Raw genomic sequence first — 20,558 nt, 5'->3', positions numbered from 1 at the left:
ACACAATTATCTATTTTAACGAATCAGGTAGCGATACATGAAAACGATTAAAATGGTCATGATCGCTGCGCTGCTCGTCTGCGCAGCGGTATTCCTGTGCGGGTGCACCACCACGCCCGGCGAAACGACACCAGCCACAACGCCTGCAACGACCGCCCCCGCCGCGATCAGCGGCGTTGTCACCATCTTCAACGCCGGCAGTCTCACGGCGCCCTTCGAAGACCTCGAAAAGCAGTTCGAAGCGAAATATCCAGGTACCGACGTCCAGCTGGTAGCCGGCGGTTCGACAAAGATCGTCAAGGACATCACCGAACTCGACAAGAGCGCCGATGTCCTTGCTTCGGCAGACTACACGCTCATCCCTGACCTGATGATGCCGGACGCCGCCGACTGGTACGTCACCTTCGCCAAGAACCAGATGGTCCTCTGCTACACCGACGAGAGCAAATACGCCGATGAGATCACCGCCGAGAACTGGTATGAGATCCTCGGAAAGTCCGATGTGGCATGGGCCTTCTCCGACCCGAACCTCGACCCCTGCGGCTACCGCTCACCCATGGTGATCCAGCTCGCCGAGGCGCACTACGGCGACGACCAGATCTTCGAGAAGGTCGTCATGGCAAACTCGAACATCACCGTGACCGAAGAAAACGGCGTCTTCACGATCCACGCCAAATCGCCGGAGCCGAAGGGCACCCTGCAGATCAGGCCGAAGTCGGTCGAACTCGTGCAGATGCTCGAAAGCGGCGGTATAGACTACGCATGGGAGTACCGCTCGGTCGCCGCCCAGAACAACCTGAAGTTCATCGAACTCCCTGAGGCGATCGACCTCTCGTCGGTGAAGTATGCTGACGATTATGCGACGGTTCAGATCGACACCGAAGGCGGCATGATGACCGGCAAGCCCATCGTTTACGGCGCAACCGTCCCGAAGAATGCCGGGAACCCCGAGGCAGGTCTGGCGTTTGTCAAACTGCTCATCGGTGCTGAGGGGCAGGCAGTCATGGACGGACAGGGTCAGCCCCCGATCGTCCCGGCCGGCGGCTACGGGAGGGTTCCGGCCGCACTGAAAAGCCTCACTGCATCCTCCTGATCTCCTCTTTTTTGACAGATCATGGCCCAGACTTCCATACTCCGCGACCGCTGCCTTGTCTCCTTCTCGCTCCTCGGCGGTGTCATCCTCGGCTTCACCGTCCTTGCCCTGCTGAACATGACGGCGAAGGAGCTCGCCGATATCCCCCACCTCCTCCGCGTCGCCGCCGACGCAAAGGTGATCGACTCGATCGTCCTCACGATGGCGGCCGGCGCGAATGCGATCGCGATCCTGATGGTCTTCGGGATCCCGCTCGCATATGTGCTCGCCCGAACCGATTTCAGGGGTAAGGGGATCGTGGAGAGTATCGTGGACATTCCCCTGATGCTCCCGCACACCGTGGCCGGCATCCTGGTCTATATCCTCTTCATGAAACGGGGGCTGATAGGCGCTCCCTTCTACAGCATCGGTTTTTCCTTCGAGGACGCCTATCCCGGCATCGTCATCGCCATGCTCTTTGTGGCGTCCCCGTATTTCATCAACTCGACGCGGGAAGGGTTCGAGAAGGTCCCCGTCCACCTGGAGAACGTGGCGAGGACGCTTGGAGCAAGCCGATTTTCCGCCTTCCGCCATATCGTCCTCCCGCTCTCGGCGCGGGACATATACAACGGGGCAATCCTTGCGTGGGGGAGGGCAATCGGCGAGTTCGCCGCCATTATCATGATCGCCTACTACCCGATGGTGATCTCGACCCTGATCTACTACCGGTTCACGACCGGGGGGATCAAAGAGAGCAGCACCGTTGCTTTTGTGATGATCCTCGCCTGTTTCGCCGTGTTCATGACGCTGCGCTATCTTTCGCGCTTCATCGGGAGGCACGATGATCGAGTTTAGGCGCGTCTCCCTCACCCTCGGAAACTTCGCCCTGCAGGAAGTCTCCCTCACGGTCAGGAAGGGCGACTACTACTTCATCATCGGACCGTCAGGGGCCGGAAAGACCGTGCTCCTGGAGGCGATCGCCGGACTCCACCTTCCCGACGACGGAGAAATTCTCATCGACGGTGAGGACGCCTCCCGTGTCCCCCCGGAGAAACGGCGGATCGCCCTTGTGTACCAGGACTACTCCCTCTTCCCGCATATGACCGTGGAGGAGAATATCGGGTTTGGCCTCAGGATGCAGAAACGACCGAAAGAAGAGATCAGGAGACGGGTGAGCGACCTGCTCGGGACATTCGGGATCGAGCATCTCAGAAATCGTTTTCCGGGCACGATGAGCGGCGGCGAACAGCAGCGGACGGCGATCGCCCGCGCCCTTGCCTCCGACCCTGAGATCCTTCTCCTCGACGAACCCTTCGCTGCACTCGACCCGGTCACGCGGGAACACCTGATCACCGATCTCCAGCGGATCCACCGTGAGAGGGGCCTCACCATCGTCCAGGTGACCCATGCGAGGGAGGAGATCCTGCGCATGGCGACGAGGTGCGCCGTGATCATCGAGGGCAGAATGGTCCAGGAAGGGCAGGCCGATCAGGTCTTCCAGACCCCGGAGAGCACGGTGGTCGCACGCTTCGTTGGTATGGAGAACATCCTCAACGGCGTCGTCGCCACCAGTGCAGACGGACTCGCCTCGATCGACGTGGGGAAGCAGAGGATCATCGCCGTCTCGGATGCCGCTCCGGGCACTGCCGCAGCCGTCGTCTTCAGGGCCGCCGATGTGACGCTCTACCTCAGGGACAGGGAGGAGAGCACCGCCAGAAACCGGTTCGAGGCCGTGATCACCACCATCGTCCCGCTCGGCGGCCCTCTCACCGAGGTGTATCTGGACGCAGGCTTCCCCCTTGTGGCGCTTGTCACCAGACGATCGGCTGAAGACCTCGATCTCACACCGGGCATGAGCGTTGAAGCATCGATCAAGGCAAGCGCGGTCCGGGTTATTCAGGAGAGATCCTGACCGCCATCCCCTTATCCTCTCCACACTACCTTCATGCATGGATCAGGAGAACCCATTTTCAGGACATACCGGGGTCTGGCGCCTTGCGGGCATCGCCCGCGGCCGCGTGCAGGGCGTCGGCTATCGCGGCTATCTGGCCGGCAGGGCGGCCGCCCGCGGTCTTGCGGGTTACGTGCAGAACCTCCCTGACGGGACGGTGGAGTTCGTCGCCGAGGGAGAGGCAGGGAACCTTGCAGCCTTTCTGGAGGAGGCATGGGCGCGCCACGAACCGGTGATCGGCGTCGGCGAGATCGCCGTCTCGGTCACCGAACCGACCGGGGAGTTCAGCCGTTTCGAGGCGCGGTTCGGCGATCGGCAGGAAGAGTTTTTCAGGCGAAGCGGGCTTGCCCTCGACCTGCTGAAGGAGATCATGAAAACGGAGGGGGAGATGCTCGCCGAGCAGAGGAAGACGAACGCACTCCTCAAAGCGCTTCTCAGGACAGGCGGGACTGAATAATAACCACTTTTAGACGGCAGGGGTCTTCCCCCGGATCATCAGGGTGACCTGATCTTCACCGCAAGGATGCAGAGCAGAAGGACCGCTGTCGCTGCGTTCGCAATCATGATCGCAGGATCGGCCCGCGCAACGCCGTAAGCGAGCCAGAGCATGAGGCCGGCGAGGAAGCAGACGAGCATCGCATAGGAGAAGTCATGCGCCGACCGGGTCCGCAGGGTCTTTGCCACCTTTGGAATGAAGGAGAGCGTCGTGAGCGAACCGGCCGCAAGGCCGAGGAGGTGGAGTGCGTCCATGGAATCAGATACTTCCGGTATGACGGGCACCCAGATAGACCTGTGGCTTCTGCCCTGCCCGGCTGGACAAATATAAGGAGGGTGGGTCTGTCAACTCTTCAAAGACACCCTGCGTCTCCCGGACCGTCCCCGCGCCCCATCTCATTGACGTCCCCCTGATAGAAGGGGACAAAACCATCACACGATGGCAGGAGCCGCAAGGTGGATGCTGTTAGCACCGCGTTCAACGCATGCAACAGGGATCAGGTACCCCCCCTCAGCCTGAGATCCCTGACGATCGAAATGACCACCTCCTCACCCCTGAGGGTGAAGAGATGGGCGTTGATCTCCACCGGGATCCTCGTGCCGTCTTTCGTCAGGTGCGCCCACTCGAAGAACACATGTTTTTCCTCAAGGAGCCGGCGCATGATCTCCGCCAGGTCACCCGGATATGCCGGGTCGTTGATCTGGAGCGGGGTGAGGGTGAGGAGTTCCTCCCTCGTGTACCCAAGACGGGCGCAGGTGGTGTCGTTCACCTCAATGATCCGGCCGGGCAGCCCGTCTTCGATCAGGTGGAGGAAGATTGCGTCGTCAAGGTTGTTGAAGAGTATCCGGTACTTCTCCTCGCTCTCCCGCAGATCCTCCTGTGCCCGGATCCGCTGGATCGTATTCCCGACAGAGGCGGCGACCGTTTCCAGCGCTTTTCTGCTCCCGGGATCGATCCTATCACGGATATGCGAACCCACCAGAAAACAGGCGATCACCTGCCCTCCCCCCAGCACCGGGACCACCGCATAGGAGCGCAGGGCCCAGGTGCCTGCCCCAATCCCGCCATCTTCTTTTTTCAGGTTTTCTGCATAATATGGCGTGCCAGAACGGATCCGTTCGCCTATAGGCGAAGAGGGGGAGATATGTGAGAATGAACGGGTGAATCGCTGCGATATCCCGGTTGCATGGACGAGATCGAAAACACCGGTTTCCGGATCGGCGACGTACGCACCGCCGGCGTCCATGCCAGAGAGCATGAGCGCCGTATCAACACAGGGCGGCATCGCCTCGAAAAGGGTCTGCGCTGCGGAAAGGGTCCATGCAAGGTCGCGCTGTGCGACCATCTGCTCTTCAGCCCGTTTCCATTCGGTGATGTCCTGGAGAATCAGAATGCTGCCCGGCGAACTATCCATAAAAACGGTGGGAACAACCCTCACCCTGAAAAATCTCCGGTCTTCACCATGCACCGAGAGGGCGCTCTCGAAAAAGTCTTCATTCCCATCAGCCGCCCTCCTGATCACCTCCCCCAGGCGACCCTCGTCGTCCAGAGACGAGAGCAGAACGGCAATATGGGCGCCAGAGAGATCGGTATCGCGGCATCCGGCAATCTCCCGGAGTTTTAGGTTTGTATCAATGATCCGCCCCTCTTTATCGAGGGCCGCAACCCCGTCCGAGAAAAAATCCAGGATCGCCGTCACCGGGATCCGCCGGGAGAGGAAAAACACCTTCGCCTGACCGTACGGCTCCATCTCGACCTGGCCGGATGCACGCATCACATCGAGGTAGCGGGCCACCGTGATCCGGTTCATCCCGATCGCCTCCGCGATCTGGGTGACCGACATGCCGTGGGGATTTTTCTTGAGGAGTCCTCTGATTGCCACCAGTTCCCTCCTCTCTTCTCCCATGGGAAAGGATTTCACCTGTTTACTCTTGAATGTTGGCACCGGCCCACCTCACCTGGGCAGGGGCCAGTGATAATCCCCAGCGATAATCACTGAAAGATATATTTATATAAAATTAAACAAACCCTACATCCGGAGATGGATCTGATGGAACCGCTGATCACCGGAGACCGGATGAAACCCGGCACTGACACACGCACCACCCTGCAGAAATCGGAAAGCGCCACACCCCTCTGCATACTTGACGCCCTGCCCGTCCCTGTGATGACGGTGTCAGGCACCGGCAGCATCTGCTATATGAACCCGCTGGCAGCGTCGCTCTTCGGTGTTGACCCCAACGATGCCATCGGAGAGATGATTGAGGACGCACTCCCTACCGGCATCGCCCTCAGCCTGAAAAAACTGGTCGGGAGAACCGCAGACTTCTCGGTCATCTCAGGCGGGACGATACGCCATGCGTACAGAGACTACAGCGTTCATACAGCCCCGATGAAATGCGGCGACGGATCGCCGGCAACCGTGATCGTCCTTCACCCTATGGCCGGGCATGAGCGCCTCCCCGACCTTGCACCAAAAACATGCCCGGACGGTTCAGGCCACTGGGTGCCGATATTCGTGCCGGCAGGCCATTAGACCCCTATCTCCTTCCTGCCCCATTACAAAGGACATAGGCAGGATCTCGATCGCAGCCAGCAGATTCTCTTTTTTTCGGTCCTTTAGGATGCTTCATGCAAATGTCGATGCATCCCCCCGAGGAGGGCCCGCGCGGATCGGCCGCCTTCTCCCCCATAGATCGCCGGGGGACCGACGCCCCCCCGAAGGCCGGCCCAAGATTGATCCTGAAAAGAGCGAACAAAGTATAGCGCTTCTCTCGTGTGTGAGTAGCCGTGAGACCTTCACCCGACACGTTTCAGGCGACACGGGATGATCGCATGCGAAACAGGCCGCGGTTGGCCTCGGAAACCTTGTCAGGACGGCGGCGTTGACGTGGGCAGACGGGGAGTGGAACAACCTACGTGAACGGGAAAATACCAGAGAAAAAAGGGTTATTTGTTGAAGATATTGTAGATCTGGTCGCTGCCGGTAGCGGAAAGGCGAGACCTCTCTTCGTTCTCTTCAACCAGTGCGAGCACCGGCAGGGTCATGTCGACACCCGGCACAAAGCCGAACATCTCCTGGAGGTCGACCTGCAGGGCGTGCATGAACAGGGCGTTGGGGATGTCCATCGCACAGAGTTCCTGGCACTGGCCGCAGTTGATACAGGAGTCAGAGATGTGGGCGAACCTGATCAGGTGGAACATGAAGTTCGGCGGAACCTCACCGGGCTTGACCAGGTAGGGTTTCTTCGTGGAGCATTCCTCACAGTAGCAGATCGGACAGTTGTCAATGCACTGGTAGCACTTGATGCACCGGGAGGTCTCTTCCACGATCTTCTTCAGCCGCTCCTTGCCCTCGCCGAGGCCTGCAAAGTCCTTTGCACGCCACTTGTCGCCGAGCTTGAGCATGGCACCCTCCACCTTGCCGCGGATCTCGATACCCTTCGGGTTCGGCGCCTCGGTGGCGAGTTTGCCGGCCTTCGTGGCGGCGTCGAGGAGCGCTGCACCCTTCTCGGAGCAGACTTCGACAAAAGTCGCCTTTCCAGCCTTGTCACCGATGACGCCCCAGTTTCCGCAGGCGAGGTCGGCCTGACGCGGGACCTTCATCTTGCACCGGCGGCAGTTGGACCTGCGGCCGTAGCCTTCCTCTTCGAGGACGTCGATGGAGATGCCCTTGTGCTGACCATCGGCGGTCATGATGATGAACTGGCCCTTGTCGATCTCTTCCTTGACAACGGTGTCGGGGTCGGTCTCGAACTTGTCCGCGATCATCTTCCTGGCAGTCACCGGGGAGACCGATCCGCCACAGTTCAGACCGATCATGATGACGTTGTCGAGGTTGATCTGCTTGCGCTTGGCCAGTTCGTACATGCCCATCGCGTCGCAGCCCTTGACGGTGACGGCGATCTTCATGTCCTTTGCACCGTTGAGGTACTTCTTGAAGAGCTTGGAGAGGAGGAGCGTCCCGCAGTGGAGCGAGCCCGCAGCCCCTGCGATCTCCGCCGGATCGGTGATGAGGGTCGGAACAGCATCGTAGATATCCTGTCCCTTCTTCACGGCGAGGACGGCGTCGACCATCTTGCTCTCAAGGGCGTACTTCAGGAGCGAGGAGACCGCACCGCCGCACTCGCCCTTTGCGAGGAGGTCTGCATCAGTAGACCACGCGTAACACATATCGCCTTTTGCTGACATTTTCAGGCCTCCTGGATCTTCTCAACCTTCACAGAACACGCCTTGAACTCAGGGATCTTGGCGATCGGGTCGAGTACATTGTTGGTGAGCACGTTTGCCGCGCACTCCGCAAAGTGGAACGGCATGAACATGACGCCCTTCATAATGTCCTTGGTGACCCTGGCCGGGACGTTGATGGTGCCGCGGCGGGAGGTCGCCTTGACCATCTCACCATCGACGATGTTGAGGTCCTTCGCATCCTCGGGGTTGATCTCGATCCATCCAGTCTGGACCTCCTCGTTGAGGTGCTTCGAACGGCGGGTCATCGAGCCGGTGTGCCAGTGCCAGATGCACCTGCCGGTGGTGAGGATGAACGGGTATTCCGCGTCCGGGACTTCTGCTGGCGGCTTCCACTCGATCGCGTGGAAGACACCAAGGCCGTCCGGGTGTGAGAACTTGCCGATATGCAGGATCGGGGTGCCGGGGTGCTCGGTCGTGGGGCAGGGCCAGTGGAGCGCTTCGGGCCTGTTCAGCCGCGCGTAGTTCATGCCATGATAGGACGGCGTGACCTCGGCGATCTCGTTGAAGACGTCCTCAGAGGTCTTCCAGGAGAACTGCTCGGGGTAGCCCATCTTCGCCGAGAGCTCGGCGATGATCTTCCAGTCGAGTTTTGCCTGGCCGGGCGGCGCCTGGGCAGTACGCCACATCTGGACACGCCTCTCGGTCGAGGTCTGGGTGCCATCCTTCTCTGCGTAGCAGGTGGCAGGCAGCACGACGTCGGCGAGCTGAGCGGTCTCGGTCAGGAAGATGTCCTGCACGACAAGGAACTCAAGGGCCTTGAGGGCGTGCTCGACGTGGGTGAGGTCCGGGTCGGAGAGCATCGGGTTCTCGCCCATGATGTACATCGCCTTGAGTTCACCGGGCTTGTCGGTGAGGACGTCCATCATGACGGTGACCTCGTAGCCGTTCTTCGGCTCGCAGATGCCGTCAGGGAAGCCCCATGCGTCTGAGAACTTCTTGTGGGCTGCCGGGTCGGTGACCTTCTGGTAGCCGGTGAAGACGACCGGGAGCGCACCCATGTCGCAGGCGCCCTGCACGTTGTTCTGGCCACGCAGAGCGTTCACACCGGCGCCGGCCTTGCCAAGGTTGCCGGTGAGCAGCTGGATGTTGGCGACGGACTTGACGTTGTCCACACCGGTGGTGTGCTGGGTGATGCCCATCGAGTAGAGGATGGCGGAAGCCTCGGACTTGGCGAACCACTCGGTTGCCTGCTGCAGCTGCTCGACCGGGATGCCGGAGATCTTCGAGACGTTCTCGAAGTCGTACTCGGGCTTCATCACGACTTCTTTCAGCTTCTCGTAGTCCTTCGTCCGCTTCTCGATGAACTCCTTGTCCTCCCATCCATTCTTGATGATGTACTGCATCATGCCGTTGAGGATGGCGACGTCGGAGCCAGAGCGGAACTGCATGTAGAGGTCGGCCTGCTTGGCGGTGGCGGTGTAACGCGGGTCGGCGTAGATGATCTTCGCGCCGTTCATCTTCGCCTGGACGATCTTGCGGCCGATGAGCGGGTGCTGCTCAAAGGTGTTGGACCCGAGAACAAAGAGGCACTTCGAGTCGGCAATGTCCAGGATCGAGTTGGTCATCGCACCTGAGCCGAAGGCGGCCGCAAGCCCTGCAACGGTCGAAGCGTGGCAGAGACGGGCGCAGTGGTCGATGTGGCGGGTCTTGAGGACGCCGCGGGCGAACTTCATCAGGGCGTAGTTGTCCTCGTTGGATGTACGGGCCGATGAGAGGACCGCCATCTCGTCAGGCTTGTACGACTTGAGCTTCTGGGCGATGAGGTCATAGGCCTCGTCCCAGGTCGCCTCGACAAACTTTCCGTCCTTCTTGATCAGGGGCGTGGTGAGCCGGTCTTCACGGTTCACAAACTCCCAGGCATAGGTACCCTTCGGACATACCTTACCCTCGTTGACAGGCGAGCGGTGGTACGGCTGGACGCCGCAGACCTTCCCGTCCTTGACAACGAGGTTAAATGTACATCCGGTGCCGCAGTACGGGCACGTCGTCTGAACGTACTTCATATTTTCCATGGAAAAACCTCGGACATACAATCGTCCTCGTTTGTATTATATAAGGTTACTGTATTGGGAGAGGATTTTTGATGAATATCGGTGGAAAGAATGATTCAAGAGCACCATTTTATCATGCACCCTCATTTAACCTCGGGCAGATGTGGTTTACCCCGCCCGGTTGATAGGTTAAAAAATGCGGGGAGCGCAGAAGAGTATATGCAGGTGATCGTACCTCCCATGCTCGCCGACCTCATCGCCGGTGCCATTATAGCCCTGGATGGAGTTGAATTCACCAGATTGCGCCGCTGTCCGACGTGCAGCCGGGAGGTGCGGGGGCATGATATGAAGCGGCGGAAGTTCGCCGTGATCAAAGGGCCCGAAGGGGAAAAAGAGATTGCAGTGTGGGTGAAGCGGTTCCATTGTACCGGGTGCGGCACCCTCTGTACTGCAGACGCACCCTTCTATCCAGAGACGCGGGTCGGGGCCCCCATCGTCGACCTCTGCCTCGTCCTCACCGAGGACTATCCGTTCAACCATGCGGCACGCCTCCTCCAGGCGATGCGGATCGTCATCGACCGCGGGTCAGTGCGGAACTACGCCTCGCGGAGGGCCGGGCCTGTACCGTCGACCACCCTCTACGGCCTGCGTCTCCCCAACTCGATCCTCTCACTCCTCACCCTTTCCATCGGCAGAGGCGAGCCTGGCCCCATCGAAGGGACAAAAATTCTCGCTGCCTGCGGTTTCCCATCCGCAGACAGGGCACCGCTTCACCCTCTTCGGTCCGAAGAAGGGAACCAGCGGTATGAAGAGAAAGAAAAAGAAGAAGGGAAAGCCGAGGAGAAAGCCGACCGCCGTCAGGACGAGTGATCCTGCCAGCAGGACGAGGCTCAGCGTGAGCCGTTTCGTTGCGCCACCTCGAGCGCCGCATACGCGGGAAGGGCGTCGGCCATCCCGCCAAGATCCCGGTTCAGGTCGATTCCTTTCAGCGTTTCGGCAAAAACACCCGAACCGATCCCGGCACAGACGACATGCCCGCTCCCTGACCGCCCCATGCACTCCCAGACAGCCCTGAGGATCATGCCCTGCTGGGCCGCCCAGAACTGGAGGGCGATACCCCGGGCCGCCGCCTCCCCGATCTCCTCGAGATCTGAACAGACAACGCGGGCAAGCCGCCGGAGTGCGGCCTCGACGCTCACCTGACCGCCGTCCGGTGTCGCAGAGGTGTATTCCTCCGGCCGGATCGTGCCGAGGACGAGATGGGCGTCGCCGCTGCAGGCGAAATACTCGGTCGAGACCGGGGTGAAGATCCCGTTGATCTCCACGGCCCGGAGGATCGTCGCCGCGTTCGTCCGCAGCATCCCGGTATAGACAAGGTACCCCCGCTGGAGACGGAGGAGGTCGGTGAGCCCGAGGAGGTCGTCAAAACGGCAGAGCGGGACGATATCGGCAGTGGTGCTGCCGACATCGAGAAGCACGGCTTCAGGGTAGCGCTCCCTGAGGTAGTCTGCTGAGGCGAGCCAGTTTGCCGCGGCCAGTTCGGGAACGGCACGGTCGTGAAACTTTCCGTCGGTCCCGTAAAATAGAGCATCCGGGAAATATTCCTTCACCGCGTCGACGATGAAACCGATACCCTCAGCCTTGCTGGAGAAACTGTCGGCAAGCTCCCCACTCATGACGACGGCGGCGTTTTCTCCTCGCCCGGCATAGGCAGAGAGGAGATCTCCGAGCGGTGCCTCCTTCCAGAGCGGGCAGTAATGGATATGGGCGCCCGATCCATCGACGACCTTAAAGTTGGCGCCGCCGACATCGATCCCGATCATCGCCGCTCCACCCTCCCGTCCTTGTCGAACCTGACCGTACCGGAGAGATGGACTAAGGGCGGCGCCTTTCCATAGGAGGCATCCACAAGGACGCTGGCGATCTCCTCCTCCATGCAGGCGGCGATCCCGACCATGCTCGTTGTCGGCCTGGGGTTGACGTCGACCACATAGGCCCGATCGGCAAGGACAATATCGACGCCCACATACCCCTGGCAGCCAAGAACGGTCGCTGCCCGCACCGCGGTCTCCACAATCTCTTCGAGGCGCGGGTGGTCCACCGGCGTCTCACCGCCATGATAGACAAACGCTCCGTCTTCAACCGTGACGGCCTGCCGGTTCACCGCAAGCACCAGGAACGGCGCACCAGAATAGTATAGGCAGGCCTCCCCAACAATCCGGCTCCCGACAAGGCTGACCGAGAGGTGCTCGCCTTCGATGTACTCCTGTCCGATTTCGCCCTCACCCGCTGCATCCTCGCCCAGACGGACACCATGCGCACCGCAGCCCGACACCGGCTTGATCACCTTCAGTCCGGCGGTCTTCTCGGCCGGGACCGGGACACCGTGCGACGCCAGGATCGCAGAGGTGCGCCGTTTGTTCGCACACAGGGCAACGTTCATCGAGCCGCACCCGATGTTGTGCGTGCAGTCCTCGACGGCTTTGGTCAGCGGGGCGAGGAGATGATCGGGTGCGATCACCAGTCCAACGTCGCACGACGGGGCGAGGGCGCGGATCTCAGCCCCGAGGTCACCGCCTGCGGGGGTGACGACCTCATATCCGCAACGCCTGAAACTCCCGGAGAGCGTCTCCAGCATGGCCCGCCCTTCGATCGCAAGGTCAGGATCATGGAAGACCGTATATTCTGCAAGAAATGCCCGCATTCTCTAATGGGTTGGCGGCAGCATCTTTTGTAGGTATTGGTCCCAAACGACTATCTGCCAGAGCGGCACAACCATTCTCCATTACGATGGGACCTAAGATTCTCCTCACCAACGACGACGGCGTCTACTCGAACGGGCTCTGGGCGGCATACGAAGCGCTTTCAGAGATAGCCGAGGTGACTATCGTCGCCCCGGCGACACAGCAGAGTGCTGTGGGCCGATCGATCTCCATCTTCGAACCAATCAGGGCGACGAAGATATTGCTGAACGGCGTGACCGCGTACTCGGTCGGGGGAAAACCGACGGACGCCGTGATCATCGGCCTCTTCGCACTCGATATACGGCCTGACCTGGTGGTCAGCGGGATCAACATCGGCGAGAACCTCTCGTACGAATCGATCATGACCTCGGGGACGGTCGGGGCGGCGATGGAGGCGTCCAACCAGGGGACGCCTTCGGTCGCCTTCTCCCTCCAGGTCTGGGACCAGGGGGACAAGTTCGACGACCCCCGCCACTGCGGGAGCAGCTTCGACGATGCTAAGAAGGTCGTGCGGGACGTCTGCGAAAAGATCCTCACCCGTGGATACCCGGGAAAAGCAGACGTGATCAACGTGAACATCCCCTCGCACCTGCAGGGGGGCTACGAGGTGACGCACCTCGCGCGCAAACTCTTCCACACCGGGGTCGAGCGGCGTCTCGACCCGAGGGGACGGCCGTACTTCTGGATCAACGGACCCCTTGTGGAGGATGCGGAGGAGGGGACCGACGTCCATGCGATCAGAAAGGGCAACGTCTCGATCACCCCGATCACCCTCGACTGCACGGCGACGCCTGCAAACGACGAGCTCCGCCGCCTCTTCGGGTGAAGCGGCACCCCTTATCTTCCCTGCCACCCATACCTTTTCTGTGACATCCAAGCAGGCAAACCTTGAAGTGAAACGGATTGTCGGGATCGCCGCCGCCGGAGAGGTGGAGGACGGCATGGTGGTCGGTCTCGGCACCGGTTCGACGGCGAACTATGCGATCATCAGGATCGGCGAGCGGATACGAGAAGAGGAGATTGCGGTTGTCGGTGTGCCGACTTCCTACCAGTCCGCGATCAGGGCGCGCGCGGCCGGCATCAGGGTGGCCGACCTTGCCGACTACCCCGAACTGGACCTGACCATCGACGGCGCCGACCAGGTAGACGCCGCCTTCAACGTGATCAAAGGGGGAGGGGCGGCGCATACGCGCGAGAAGTGCGTCGCCGACGCCTCAACGCGGATCCTGATCGTCGTGGACGGGACCAAGGTCACTGATCGCCTGCACATGCCGGTGCCGGTGGAGGTCGTGCCCTATGCGGCGACCGGCGTGGCGCGGCACATCGGCAGGCTTGGGGGCGAGGCCGTGCTGAGGGAGGGCATAAAAAAGGACGGCCCCGTGATCACCGACAACGGAAATTTCATTCTCGACTGCGCATTCGGCACGATCGAAGACCCTGCGGGCCTTGAGACCAGCCTGAACACGATTCCCGGCGCCCTGACCTCGGGGCTGTTCACAGAATATGCGGAAAAAATGACGGTGATGGTCGGGGAGGACGGGGGTTACAGGATTCTTACGAGATAAGACCGCGTGCCTTCTCGATGAGAGCGAGCTGAGTATCTACCTCTTTTTTCTTGTTTTTCTCAATAATATCGATGATATCGTTGATCGGTTTTGCAAGAGTGTAGATCTTCACCGGACGCCCTTTGCTCTCCGCCTTGCTCTCCCTGGAGTTGATCCACCGTTTCTCTTTGAGAAAGCGCATGGCAATGCTCACTTCGGGCTGGCGGAGATCAGTCCCGCGCTCGATCTCCCGGGAGGTCGCTTCGTCAGTATTGGCAAGGTAAACAAGAACTTTCGACACATTGCGCTTGATACCGATGTCCATGAGGAGAGTGGCGAACTCTTCTTCTTTCTGAGTAAAGTACAGGACTTCTTCTGCTTTCATTATGTTCACCCGGTTCACGTATTATGTTAATATTTGTAATATATGAATATTTTTAAAAGGTATATTTCAGAATATATAGATTTTGATATAAATGTGAGATCCAGACACCCTGATTTTACATTCCCATCGAAAATGGCAGGCAGCAGAGATGCCCACACACCAGAGGGGAGTGCCTCTATTCTAATATATTGAATTTATAATTAAAAAAGGTATACCTCAGAGGAGCCCGAGATTCGAGAGATCGGCGATGATCTTCCTGACAGCAAGTTTTGCGTCCTCAGGACGCTTGCCTCCCGTAATGATCAGTTTACCGGAGCCGAACAGAAGGACAACGACCTTCGGCTCTTCGAGCCGGTAAACGAGACCCGGGAACTGCTCGGGCTCGTACTCGATCCGATCGAGATTAAAGCCGATGGCAATCTTATTGAGGTTGATGGGCTTTCCAAGGTCAGCAGAGGTGACAATATTCTGGATGGTGTAGGTGAGCTCTGCATCGATATCGATATCAAGATCGCGGAGCTTTCCCCCAAGGATCTCAAGGCCCTTGCTGAGACTTTCCACGCTCTTCGCCCCTGTCAGGACGACTTTGCCCGAACCAAAGACAAGAGCGGCAATCTTTGGATCCTGCATCCTGATGACAACACCGGGGAAGCGTTTCTTGTTGTAGTCGGCGCCCTGTATCCTGGATGAGATTGCCGGAAGGTCGAGAGAATCAGTTACTTTGGCGGAAGCAACAATATTTTCTATTTTTAGAGATTCCTCCGGGTTACCGTGCATGTTTATAAATGACGTAAAAAAGATATATAAAGAGTTGGGTGATCAGTCCTCAAGCGTGGAGGTATCGCCCGGGTCCATTCCAAGTTCTTTTGCCCTGAGCACCCGCCGCACAATCTTGCCGCTCCGTGTCTTCGGCAGTGAGTCGACAAATTCGATCTCGCCCGGCATGGCAATCGGGCCGACAGTCATGCGCACATGGTAGCGGAGGTCAGACTTCAGCCGGTCGCTCCCGGCATACCCATCCTTGAGTATGGCAAACGCCTTGATCTGGTTCCCCTTCACCGGATCGGGGACACCTATCACCGCCGCCTCAGCGACGGCTTCGTGGGAGACGAGAGCCGATTCAACCTCGGCTGTACCGATGTTGTGGCCGGCCACGATGATCAGGTCGTCGGCCCGGCCGATCACCATGATGTTCCCGTCATGCCCCTTCACCGCCAGGTCGGTCGCCGTGTACAGGCTGTCAAGGGTGGTCCAGTACTTCCGGTAGCGCTCGTCGTCGTTGTAGACGGTGCGCAGCATTGAGGGCCAGGGGCGTTTGATGGCCAGAAAACCGCCATTACCTGCCTCCACCGATCTGCCGTCCATATCGACGACGTCGGCGACGACGCCGGGGATCGGTTTGCCGGCAAAGCCCGGGCGCATCGGTTCGCCGACCATCGTGGTGATCATGTGCATCCCGGTCTCGGTCTGCCACCAGGTGTCGACGATCGGGCACCGGTCTTTGCCGATGTGGTGGTAGAACCACTCGAAGGCCTCGGGGTTGAGGGGTTCGCCGACAGAAGCGAGGACCCTGAGCGAACTGAGGTCGTATCGGTCAGACCACTGCTCGCCGACCCGCATGAACATCCTGATCGCGGTTGGTGCCGTGTAGAAGATCGAGACGCCGTAGTCGCGGATCAACTTCCACCAGATGCCGTGGTCAGGGAAGTCGGGGGTGGTCTCGGTGAAAAATACCGTTGCACCGTTGAGCAGGGGGCCGTAAACCACATAGGAGTGGCCGGTGATCCAGCCGGGATCGGCGGTGCACCAGTAGACGTCGTCTTCCTTGACATCGAGGACATATTTCGTCGTATACTGGGTGCCGACGGCATAGCCGCCGCAGGCATGGATGATCCCTTTGGGAGAGCCGGTGGTGCCGCTCGTGTACAGGAGAAAGAGCGGGTCCTCCGCATCCATTGACTCAGGTTCACAGTAATTCGACTCCCGCTCGAGCAGTTCGTAGAAATCCAGTTCGATCTCGGAGTGGAGTTCGACCATCGGCGTGCCCCGGCGGTGGACGATGATTGCCTCGACGCTCGGAGCGTTGACGACGGCCTCCTCGACGATGGGCTTGAGCTGGATCTCCTTTCCCCGCCGCATCGAGACGTCGGAGGTGATCACCACCTTCGATCCTGAATCCCGGATACGCTGATTGAGGGCGTTGACACCGAAACCGCCGAAGACAACCGAGTGAACAGCGCCGATGCGGGCGCAGGCGAGCATGGCGATCACCTGCTCGGGCACGACCGGCATGTAGATGCAGACGCGATCCCCCTTTTTCACACCCATCCGCTTCAGGGCGTTTGCAAATGCAGAGACGTTGCGGAGGAGCTGGCTGTAGGTGTAGGCCTTTTCTTCTCCCTGCTCCCCTCTCCAGAAGAGGGCCACCTTGTTTGCCCGGCCTTTCTGTACATGGCGGTCAAGACAGTTGTGCGTGATATTAAGTTTTCCGTTGAGGAACCACCGGGCGTAGGGAAAATCCCACTCCATCACCCGGTCGAAGGGCTCGAACCATTCGATCTCGGCCGCACGCTCCCTCCAGAAGCCGTCGGGATCGGCGATAAACCGCTGGTAAGCCTCTTCATAGTCTCCGATCCACGACTGTTCCCTGTACGAGGGGTCGGGCCGGTAATACTTCGGGGCATCCAGAGGCACGGAGAAATCCTGTTCTGTCATGGTCGCCTCCAATTTTACACGATCAATAGTGAGAATTTATTAAATATTTTGTGGTCACGCAAAAAACGCGTTATTTTTAAAATAAAGACAATTATCACTGTAATTTTCGTCATACTTCAGAATAATACATGATCGTCCATGTTAAATCGCGCAGACTATGATTATCGTGCCTTTTTTAAAAAAGAGGATTTTAATCCTCTTTTATCAGACACCATCCCTGAAAAAGCAGCGGGGCAAGGGAGAAAGGTTCGGCGATTGCCGACATCAAGTTCAACAAATTCAAAAAACACTTAAAGAATGACTTTGAGACTATGATCATAATCCTATAATCTTTCACATCTCCGCATGTACAAGAATTATCGGACCTGGCACCGCCTATTCCTGATAACCCCGCATTGTGCATCCATAACTATCAGGAAAATCGCTGCGGTTCAACGATGTTACCAGTATCTGTGAGGAAATTCCATGGCAAAAAGAATGTTGAGTGAGGCTGAGGGGTATGAACTCTTTCAGAAGTACGGCGTTCCAACCCCCGCATTCCAGATTGTCACGGGTGCTGATGAAGCCGCAGAGGCGGCATCAGAGATCGGCTATCCTGTCGTGATGAAGATCATCTCCCCCCAGATCGTGCATAAAAGCGATGCGGGCGGAGTGATAGTAGGCATTTCTGGCGCGGAAGAAGCAAAAAAAGCGTTTAACGGGATCGTCGCGTCGGCAAAGGAGTACAACCCGGACGCGGATATCCACGGCGTCATCGTCGAGGAGATGGCAAAACCCGGTCTCGAACTCATCCTGGGCGGAAAGACAGATCCGGCCTTTGGCAAGGTGATCACCTTCGGCATGGGCGGAACCCTGGTCGAGCTGATGAAGGACGTCACCCTGCGTATCCTCCCGGTCCATGAATCAGAGATCAGGACAATGGTAAAGGAGATCAACGCCTACCCCCTGATCAGCGGCTACCGCGGCATGAAGCCCAGGGACGAGGAGAGCCTGATCGCGATCATCACCGGCGTCGCCCGGTTCTTCGAGGAGAACCCGAATGTGATGGAGTTCGACATCAACCCACTCAGGCTGTACGAGAGCGGTGCCTGTGCGGTGGACGCCAGGATCATCGTGGACGACGACTATCGCCCGGTCGGCAGGAAACAACGGAAACTGGTTCCGCCCGAATACTTTACCCCCAGATCGGTTGCCGTCATTGGTGCCTCCTCCGACCAGAAAAAGATGGGGTATGCCGTCCTGCACAACCTCCTCCACTTCCCCGGCCAGATCTATCCGGTGAACAACAAGCGCACTGAGGTGCAGGGGCTCAAGTCGTACCCGACCGTCACCGCCATTCCAAACCCGGTCGATCTTGCCGTGATCACCGTGCCGGCCGTTCATGTGCCAAAGGTGATGCAGGAGTGCGGCGAGAAGGGGATCCCGCTGGTCGTGGTCATCACGGCAGGCTTCAAGGAGACCGGGCCTGAAGGGAAGGTGCTCGAAGACCGGATGCTCGAGATCGCCCGGAGTTACAATATCAGGATCGTCGGCCCCAACTGCCTCGGCCTGATCGTCCCGCCCCGCGGCCTCGACACCACCTATGTCCACCAGTCCCCGAACCCCGGCAACATCGCCTTTATCTCCCAGAGCGGAGCGATCATCAACACCGTCGTGGACTGGAGCCTCACTCAGGACATCGGTTTTTCGGCGGTCTTCTCCGTCGGCAACCAGTCAGATCTCGACTTCCTGGACTACCTCCGGTTCGTTGAGCAGGACAAGAACACCAAAGCGGTGATCCTGTATGTCGAGCAGCTCACCGATGGCCGGGAGTTCATGGAGGTCGTCTCCGAGGTCGCCAGGAAAAAACCGGTCGTTGCAATCAAGTCGGGCTCCTCCCAGAAAGGCCAGCAGGCGGCGTCCTCCCATACGGGCTCGCTTTCCGGCTCATACGAGGTGTATATGGAGGCCTTCCGCCGGTCAGGCGTGATCCCGGTGCGTGCCCTCAGGGGTGCATTCGAGGCCGCCGAACTCCTGGCGGCGCCGAGCGGTTACCTGAAGGGCCGCAGGGCGATCGTGGTCACCAACGCCGGCGGGTTTGCCGTGCTCTCCTCAGATTACGCCGACATGTATGGCATCCAGCTCATCGACCTTCCGGCCGAGATCATGGACGAACTCAACGAGTTCCTCCCTGACTACTGGAGCCACGGCAACCCGCTCGACCTCCTGGGCGACGCCTCGGAGAAGCGTTTCGAGCAGGTCTTCGAGGTGCTCGCACGCCACTCCGACCTCTGGGACATTGCCTTTGTCGTCGGATTCCCGAATCTGGTGCTCACCTCGGAAGGGCTTGCAAAACAGGTGATCAAGTTCACCGAGAAGACCCCCAACCCGGTGATCGGCACCTTCCTGGGCGGCGAATCGATGGACGCCGGGATCAAGCTCCTCAAGGAGCACCACATCCCGAACTTCGACGAACTCGAACAGACCTTCAAGGTGGTCGGGCGCGTCGTCTGGCAGCGCTGCCGGGCGAAGTCGATCGGGCTGCCCTGAAAAGATCCCGCACACACATTTTTTCTGGTTCTTTGTGCCCCATCCACCCGGACACGCTCAGCCTGATCCCGCCCTACCAGTATACGGCGTACATGATTTTTTCCGGGTCTTCGCGGTTTTATGCGAGTAACTTCCGGCACCGGCAGGTATCTCCTCACGCGATGAAAGAGGGGGCCAGATTCTATCCTTGCACCTTCACGTCTTTACCTTCGCGCCTTGGAGCGTGAGACAGTCCGGAAAAGCCCAGAGAACATCCAGAAACGCTCCCCACATCTTCACAGCCTGTCGTGCATGATCATACACCCCATCCAGATCTGTCCGGGGAGCCGTTAGACGAAGGTGTCCTGACCACCCACACAGAAGAGCGAAGAACCCTTTCTCCTCCTCTCCCCTCACCAGAACGGCGCCGGGTGAAAATGTCAGGGATGTCCACACGCACATGCGAAGAACCCAAAAAACGCCGGGAGCAGGCCCCGACTCCCCCTCCCGTAAAAAAGTATCTGGCTCTTAATCGTATTCGCGCCAGGTGTGCCCGCACACGGTGCACCTGAAAAACCGTACCTCAGACTCATCGGCGCTCCGCAACTGCCTGAGCCACCAGAAGGCAAGGTTGTTCTCGCATTTGGGGCACCTGACCGTGATCGTCGGGAGCGTGTTCACCTTGTCGTCGTCATCGACAATGGTGATCTCCTTGGGCGTGATGGTCGTGGTGATCCTGAGATCCTCCTCCTTCTCGATCGCCTGAATGCAACCGCACCTGCGGCACTTCAACTGCCCTCCCGACGAGATCATCAGACTGTTGCATTGTGGACAGAACATCATCTGTTATGCGTTGGTATGCATGCAAGATTAAGCCTTGTATCACAGACAATATCAGCAG

At 59.0% G+C, this 20,558-nt stretch carries 19 protein-coding genes; 9 read left to right on the top strand and 10 right to left on the bottom strand.

What is annotated here, in order from left to right; translation table 11 throughout:
* The first annotated feature begins 37 nt into the window (after positions 1–37).
* Genes wtpA through HWN36_RS09685 form a run of 4 tightly spaced genes read left to right on the top strand, consistent with a single transcriptional unit; the run spans position 38 to position 3,480 of the window.
* The gene (gene wtpA / locus HWN36_RS09700) at positions 38–1,093 is read left to right on the top strand and encodes a tungstate ABC transporter substrate-binding protein WtpA (protein WP_176789151.1); all 1,056 of its coding nucleotides are present in this window, start codon (positions 38–40) and stop codon (positions 1,091–1,093) included.
* Positions 1,094–1,114: 21 nt separating this feature from the next.
* The gene (locus tag HWN36_RS09695) at positions 1,115–1,927 is read left to right on the top strand and encodes an ABC transporter permease (protein WP_176789150.1); all 813 of its coding nucleotides are present in this window, start codon (positions 1,115–1,117) and stop codon (positions 1,925–1,927) included.
* On the top strand, positions 1,914–2,984 hold the full coding sequence (locus HWN36_RS09690) for an ABC transporter ATP-binding protein (protein ID WP_176789149.1): 1,071 nt from the start codon (positions 1,914–1,916) through the stop codon (positions 2,982–2,984). The genes HWN36_RS09695 and HWN36_RS09690 overlap by 14 nt, the downstream gene beginning before the upstream one ends.
* A 37-nt stretch (positions 2,985–3,021) precedes the next feature.
* The gene (locus HWN36_RS09685; RefSeq protein ID WP_176789148.1) at positions 3,022–3,480 is read left to right on the top strand and encodes an acylphosphatase; all 459 of its coding nucleotides are present in this window, start codon (positions 3,022–3,024) and stop codon (positions 3,478–3,480) included.
* Between the two features lie 38 nt (positions 3,481–3,518).
* On the opposite strand, the gene HWN36_RS09680 is transcribed toward HWN36_RS09685, so the two are convergent.
* The gene (locus tag HWN36_RS09680; protein WP_176789147.1) at positions 3,519–3,773 is read right to left on the bottom strand and encodes a SemiSWEET family sugar transporter; all 255 of its coding nucleotides are present in this window, start codon (positions 3,771–3,773) and stop codon (positions 3,519–3,521) included.
* A gap of 242 nt (positions 3,774–4,015) precedes the next feature.
* Positions 4,016–5,401 (bottom strand): PAS domain S-box protein, encoded by a 1,386-nt coding sequence (locus HWN36_RS09675; protein ID WP_176789146.1) that lies wholly within the window; start codon positions 5,399–5,401, stop codon positions 4,016–4,018.
* Positions 5,402–5,560: 159 nt separating this feature from the next.
* On the opposite strand from HWN36_RS09675, the gene HWN36_RS09670 reads away from it, so the two are divergent.
* Entirely contained in the window at positions 5,561–6,055 is a 495-nt protein-coding gene (locus HWN36_RS09670) for a PAS domain-containing protein (protein ID WP_176789145.1), read from the top strand.
* A 413-nt stretch (positions 6,056–6,468) separates the two neighbouring features.
* Here the strand turns inward: HWN36_RS09670 and HWN36_RS09665 are convergent, their stop codons facing one another.
* Together HWN36_RS09665 and fdhF are read right to left on the bottom strand one after the other, a co-directional pair.
* On the bottom strand, positions 6,469–7,710 hold the full coding sequence (locus tag HWN36_RS09665) for a Coenzyme F420 hydrogenase/dehydrogenase, beta subunit C-terminal domain (RefSeq protein WP_176789144.1): 1,242 nt from the start codon (positions 7,708–7,710) through the stop codon (positions 6,469–6,471).
* 2 nt (positions 7,711–7,712) lie between these two features.
* Complete coding sequence (gene fdhF / locus HWN36_RS09660) at positions 7,713–9,782, bottom strand: formate dehydrogenase subunit alpha (protein WP_176789143.1); 2,070 nt, start codon at positions 9,780–9,782, stop codon at positions 7,713–7,715.
* Positions 9,783–9,980: 198 nt separating this feature from the next.
* Between fdhF and HWN36_RS09655 the strand changes: the two genes are divergently transcribed.
* On the top strand, positions 9,981–10,631 hold the full coding sequence (locus tag HWN36_RS09655; protein ID WP_176789142.1) for a hypothetical protein: 651 nt from the start codon (positions 9,981–9,983) through the stop codon (positions 10,629–10,631).
* A gap of 20 nt (positions 10,632–10,651) precedes the next feature.
* Here HWN36_RS09655 and HWN36_RS09650 read toward each other — a convergent pair whose 3' ends face one another.
* Both HWN36_RS09650 and HWN36_RS09645 read right to left on the bottom strand, forming a co-directional pair.
* A complete protein-coding gene (locus HWN36_RS09650) occupies positions 10,652–11,584 on the bottom strand; it encodes a hydantoinase/oxoprolinase family protein (protein WP_176789141.1) in 933 nt (310 codons plus the stop codon).
* On the bottom strand, positions 11,581–12,465 hold the full coding sequence (locus HWN36_RS09645; protein WP_176789140.1) for an ATP-grasp domain-containing protein: 885 nt from the start codon (positions 12,463–12,465) through the stop codon (positions 11,581–11,583). The genes HWN36_RS09650 and HWN36_RS09645 overlap by 4 nt, the downstream gene beginning before the upstream one ends.
* A gap of 86 nt (positions 12,466–12,551) precedes the next feature.
* Between HWN36_RS09645 and surE the strand changes: the two genes are divergently transcribed.
* Both surE and rpiA read left to right on the top strand, forming a co-directional pair.
* Positions 12,552–13,331, top strand: a complete 780-nt coding sequence (gene surE / locus HWN36_RS09640) for a 5'/3'-nucleotidase SurE (RefSeq protein ID WP_176789139.1) — start codon at positions 12,552–12,554, stop codon at positions 13,329–13,331.
* A 40-nt stretch (positions 13,332–13,371) separates the two neighbouring features.
* A complete protein-coding gene (gene rpiA / locus HWN36_RS09635; RefSeq protein WP_176789138.1) occupies positions 13,372–14,070 on the top strand; it encodes a ribose-5-phosphate isomerase RpiA in 699 nt (232 codons plus the stop codon).
* Here rpiA and HWN36_RS09630 read toward each other — a convergent pair.
* The 3 genes from HWN36_RS09630 to acs form a co-directional block, all read right to left on the bottom strand.
* The gene (locus HWN36_RS09630) at positions 14,060–14,434 is read right to left on the bottom strand and encodes a hypothetical protein (protein ID WP_004039828.1); all 375 of its coding nucleotides are present in this window, start codon (positions 14,432–14,434) and stop codon (positions 14,060–14,062) included. The two genes, rpiA and HWN36_RS09630, sit on opposite strands and share 11 nt — an antisense overlap.
* A 216-nt stretch (positions 14,435–14,650) precedes the next feature.
* On the bottom strand, positions 14,651–15,211 hold the full coding sequence (locus tag HWN36_RS09625; protein ID WP_176789137.1) for a TATA-box-binding protein: 561 nt from the start codon (positions 15,209–15,211) through the stop codon (positions 14,651–14,653).
* A 42-nt stretch (positions 15,212–15,253) separates the two neighbouring features.
* Positions 15,254–17,149 (bottom strand): acetate--CoA ligase, encoded by a 1,896-nt coding sequence (gene acs, locus HWN36_RS09620; RefSeq protein ID WP_176789136.1) that lies wholly within the window; start codon positions 17,147–17,149, stop codon positions 15,254–15,256.
* A 465-nt stretch (positions 17,150–17,614) separates the two neighbouring features.
* Between acs and HWN36_RS09615 the strand changes: the two genes are divergently transcribed.
* On the top strand, positions 17,615–19,678 hold the full coding sequence (locus tag HWN36_RS09615; protein ID WP_176789135.1) for an acetate--CoA ligase family protein: 2,064 nt from the start codon (positions 17,615–17,617) through the stop codon (positions 19,676–19,678).
* A 507-nt stretch (positions 19,679–20,185) separates the two neighbouring features.
* Here the strand turns inward: HWN36_RS09615 and HWN36_RS09610 are convergent.
* Complete coding sequence (locus HWN36_RS09610) at positions 20,186–20,500, bottom strand: transcription factor S (RefSeq protein ID WP_176789134.1); 315 nt, start codon at positions 20,498–20,500, stop codon at positions 20,186–20,188.
* Positions 20,501–20,558 lie beyond the last annotated feature (58 nt).

The sequence above is a fragment of the Methanofollis tationis genome (genome assembly GCF_013377755.1).
In the GTDB taxonomy this organism is placed as follows: Archaea; Halobacteriota; Methanomicrobia; order Methanomicrobiales; family Methanofollaceae; genus Methanofollis; species Methanofollis tationis.
The sequence above is the reverse complement of the archived record's forward strand: the minus strand, read 5'-3'. Positions and strand labels throughout refer to the sequence as shown.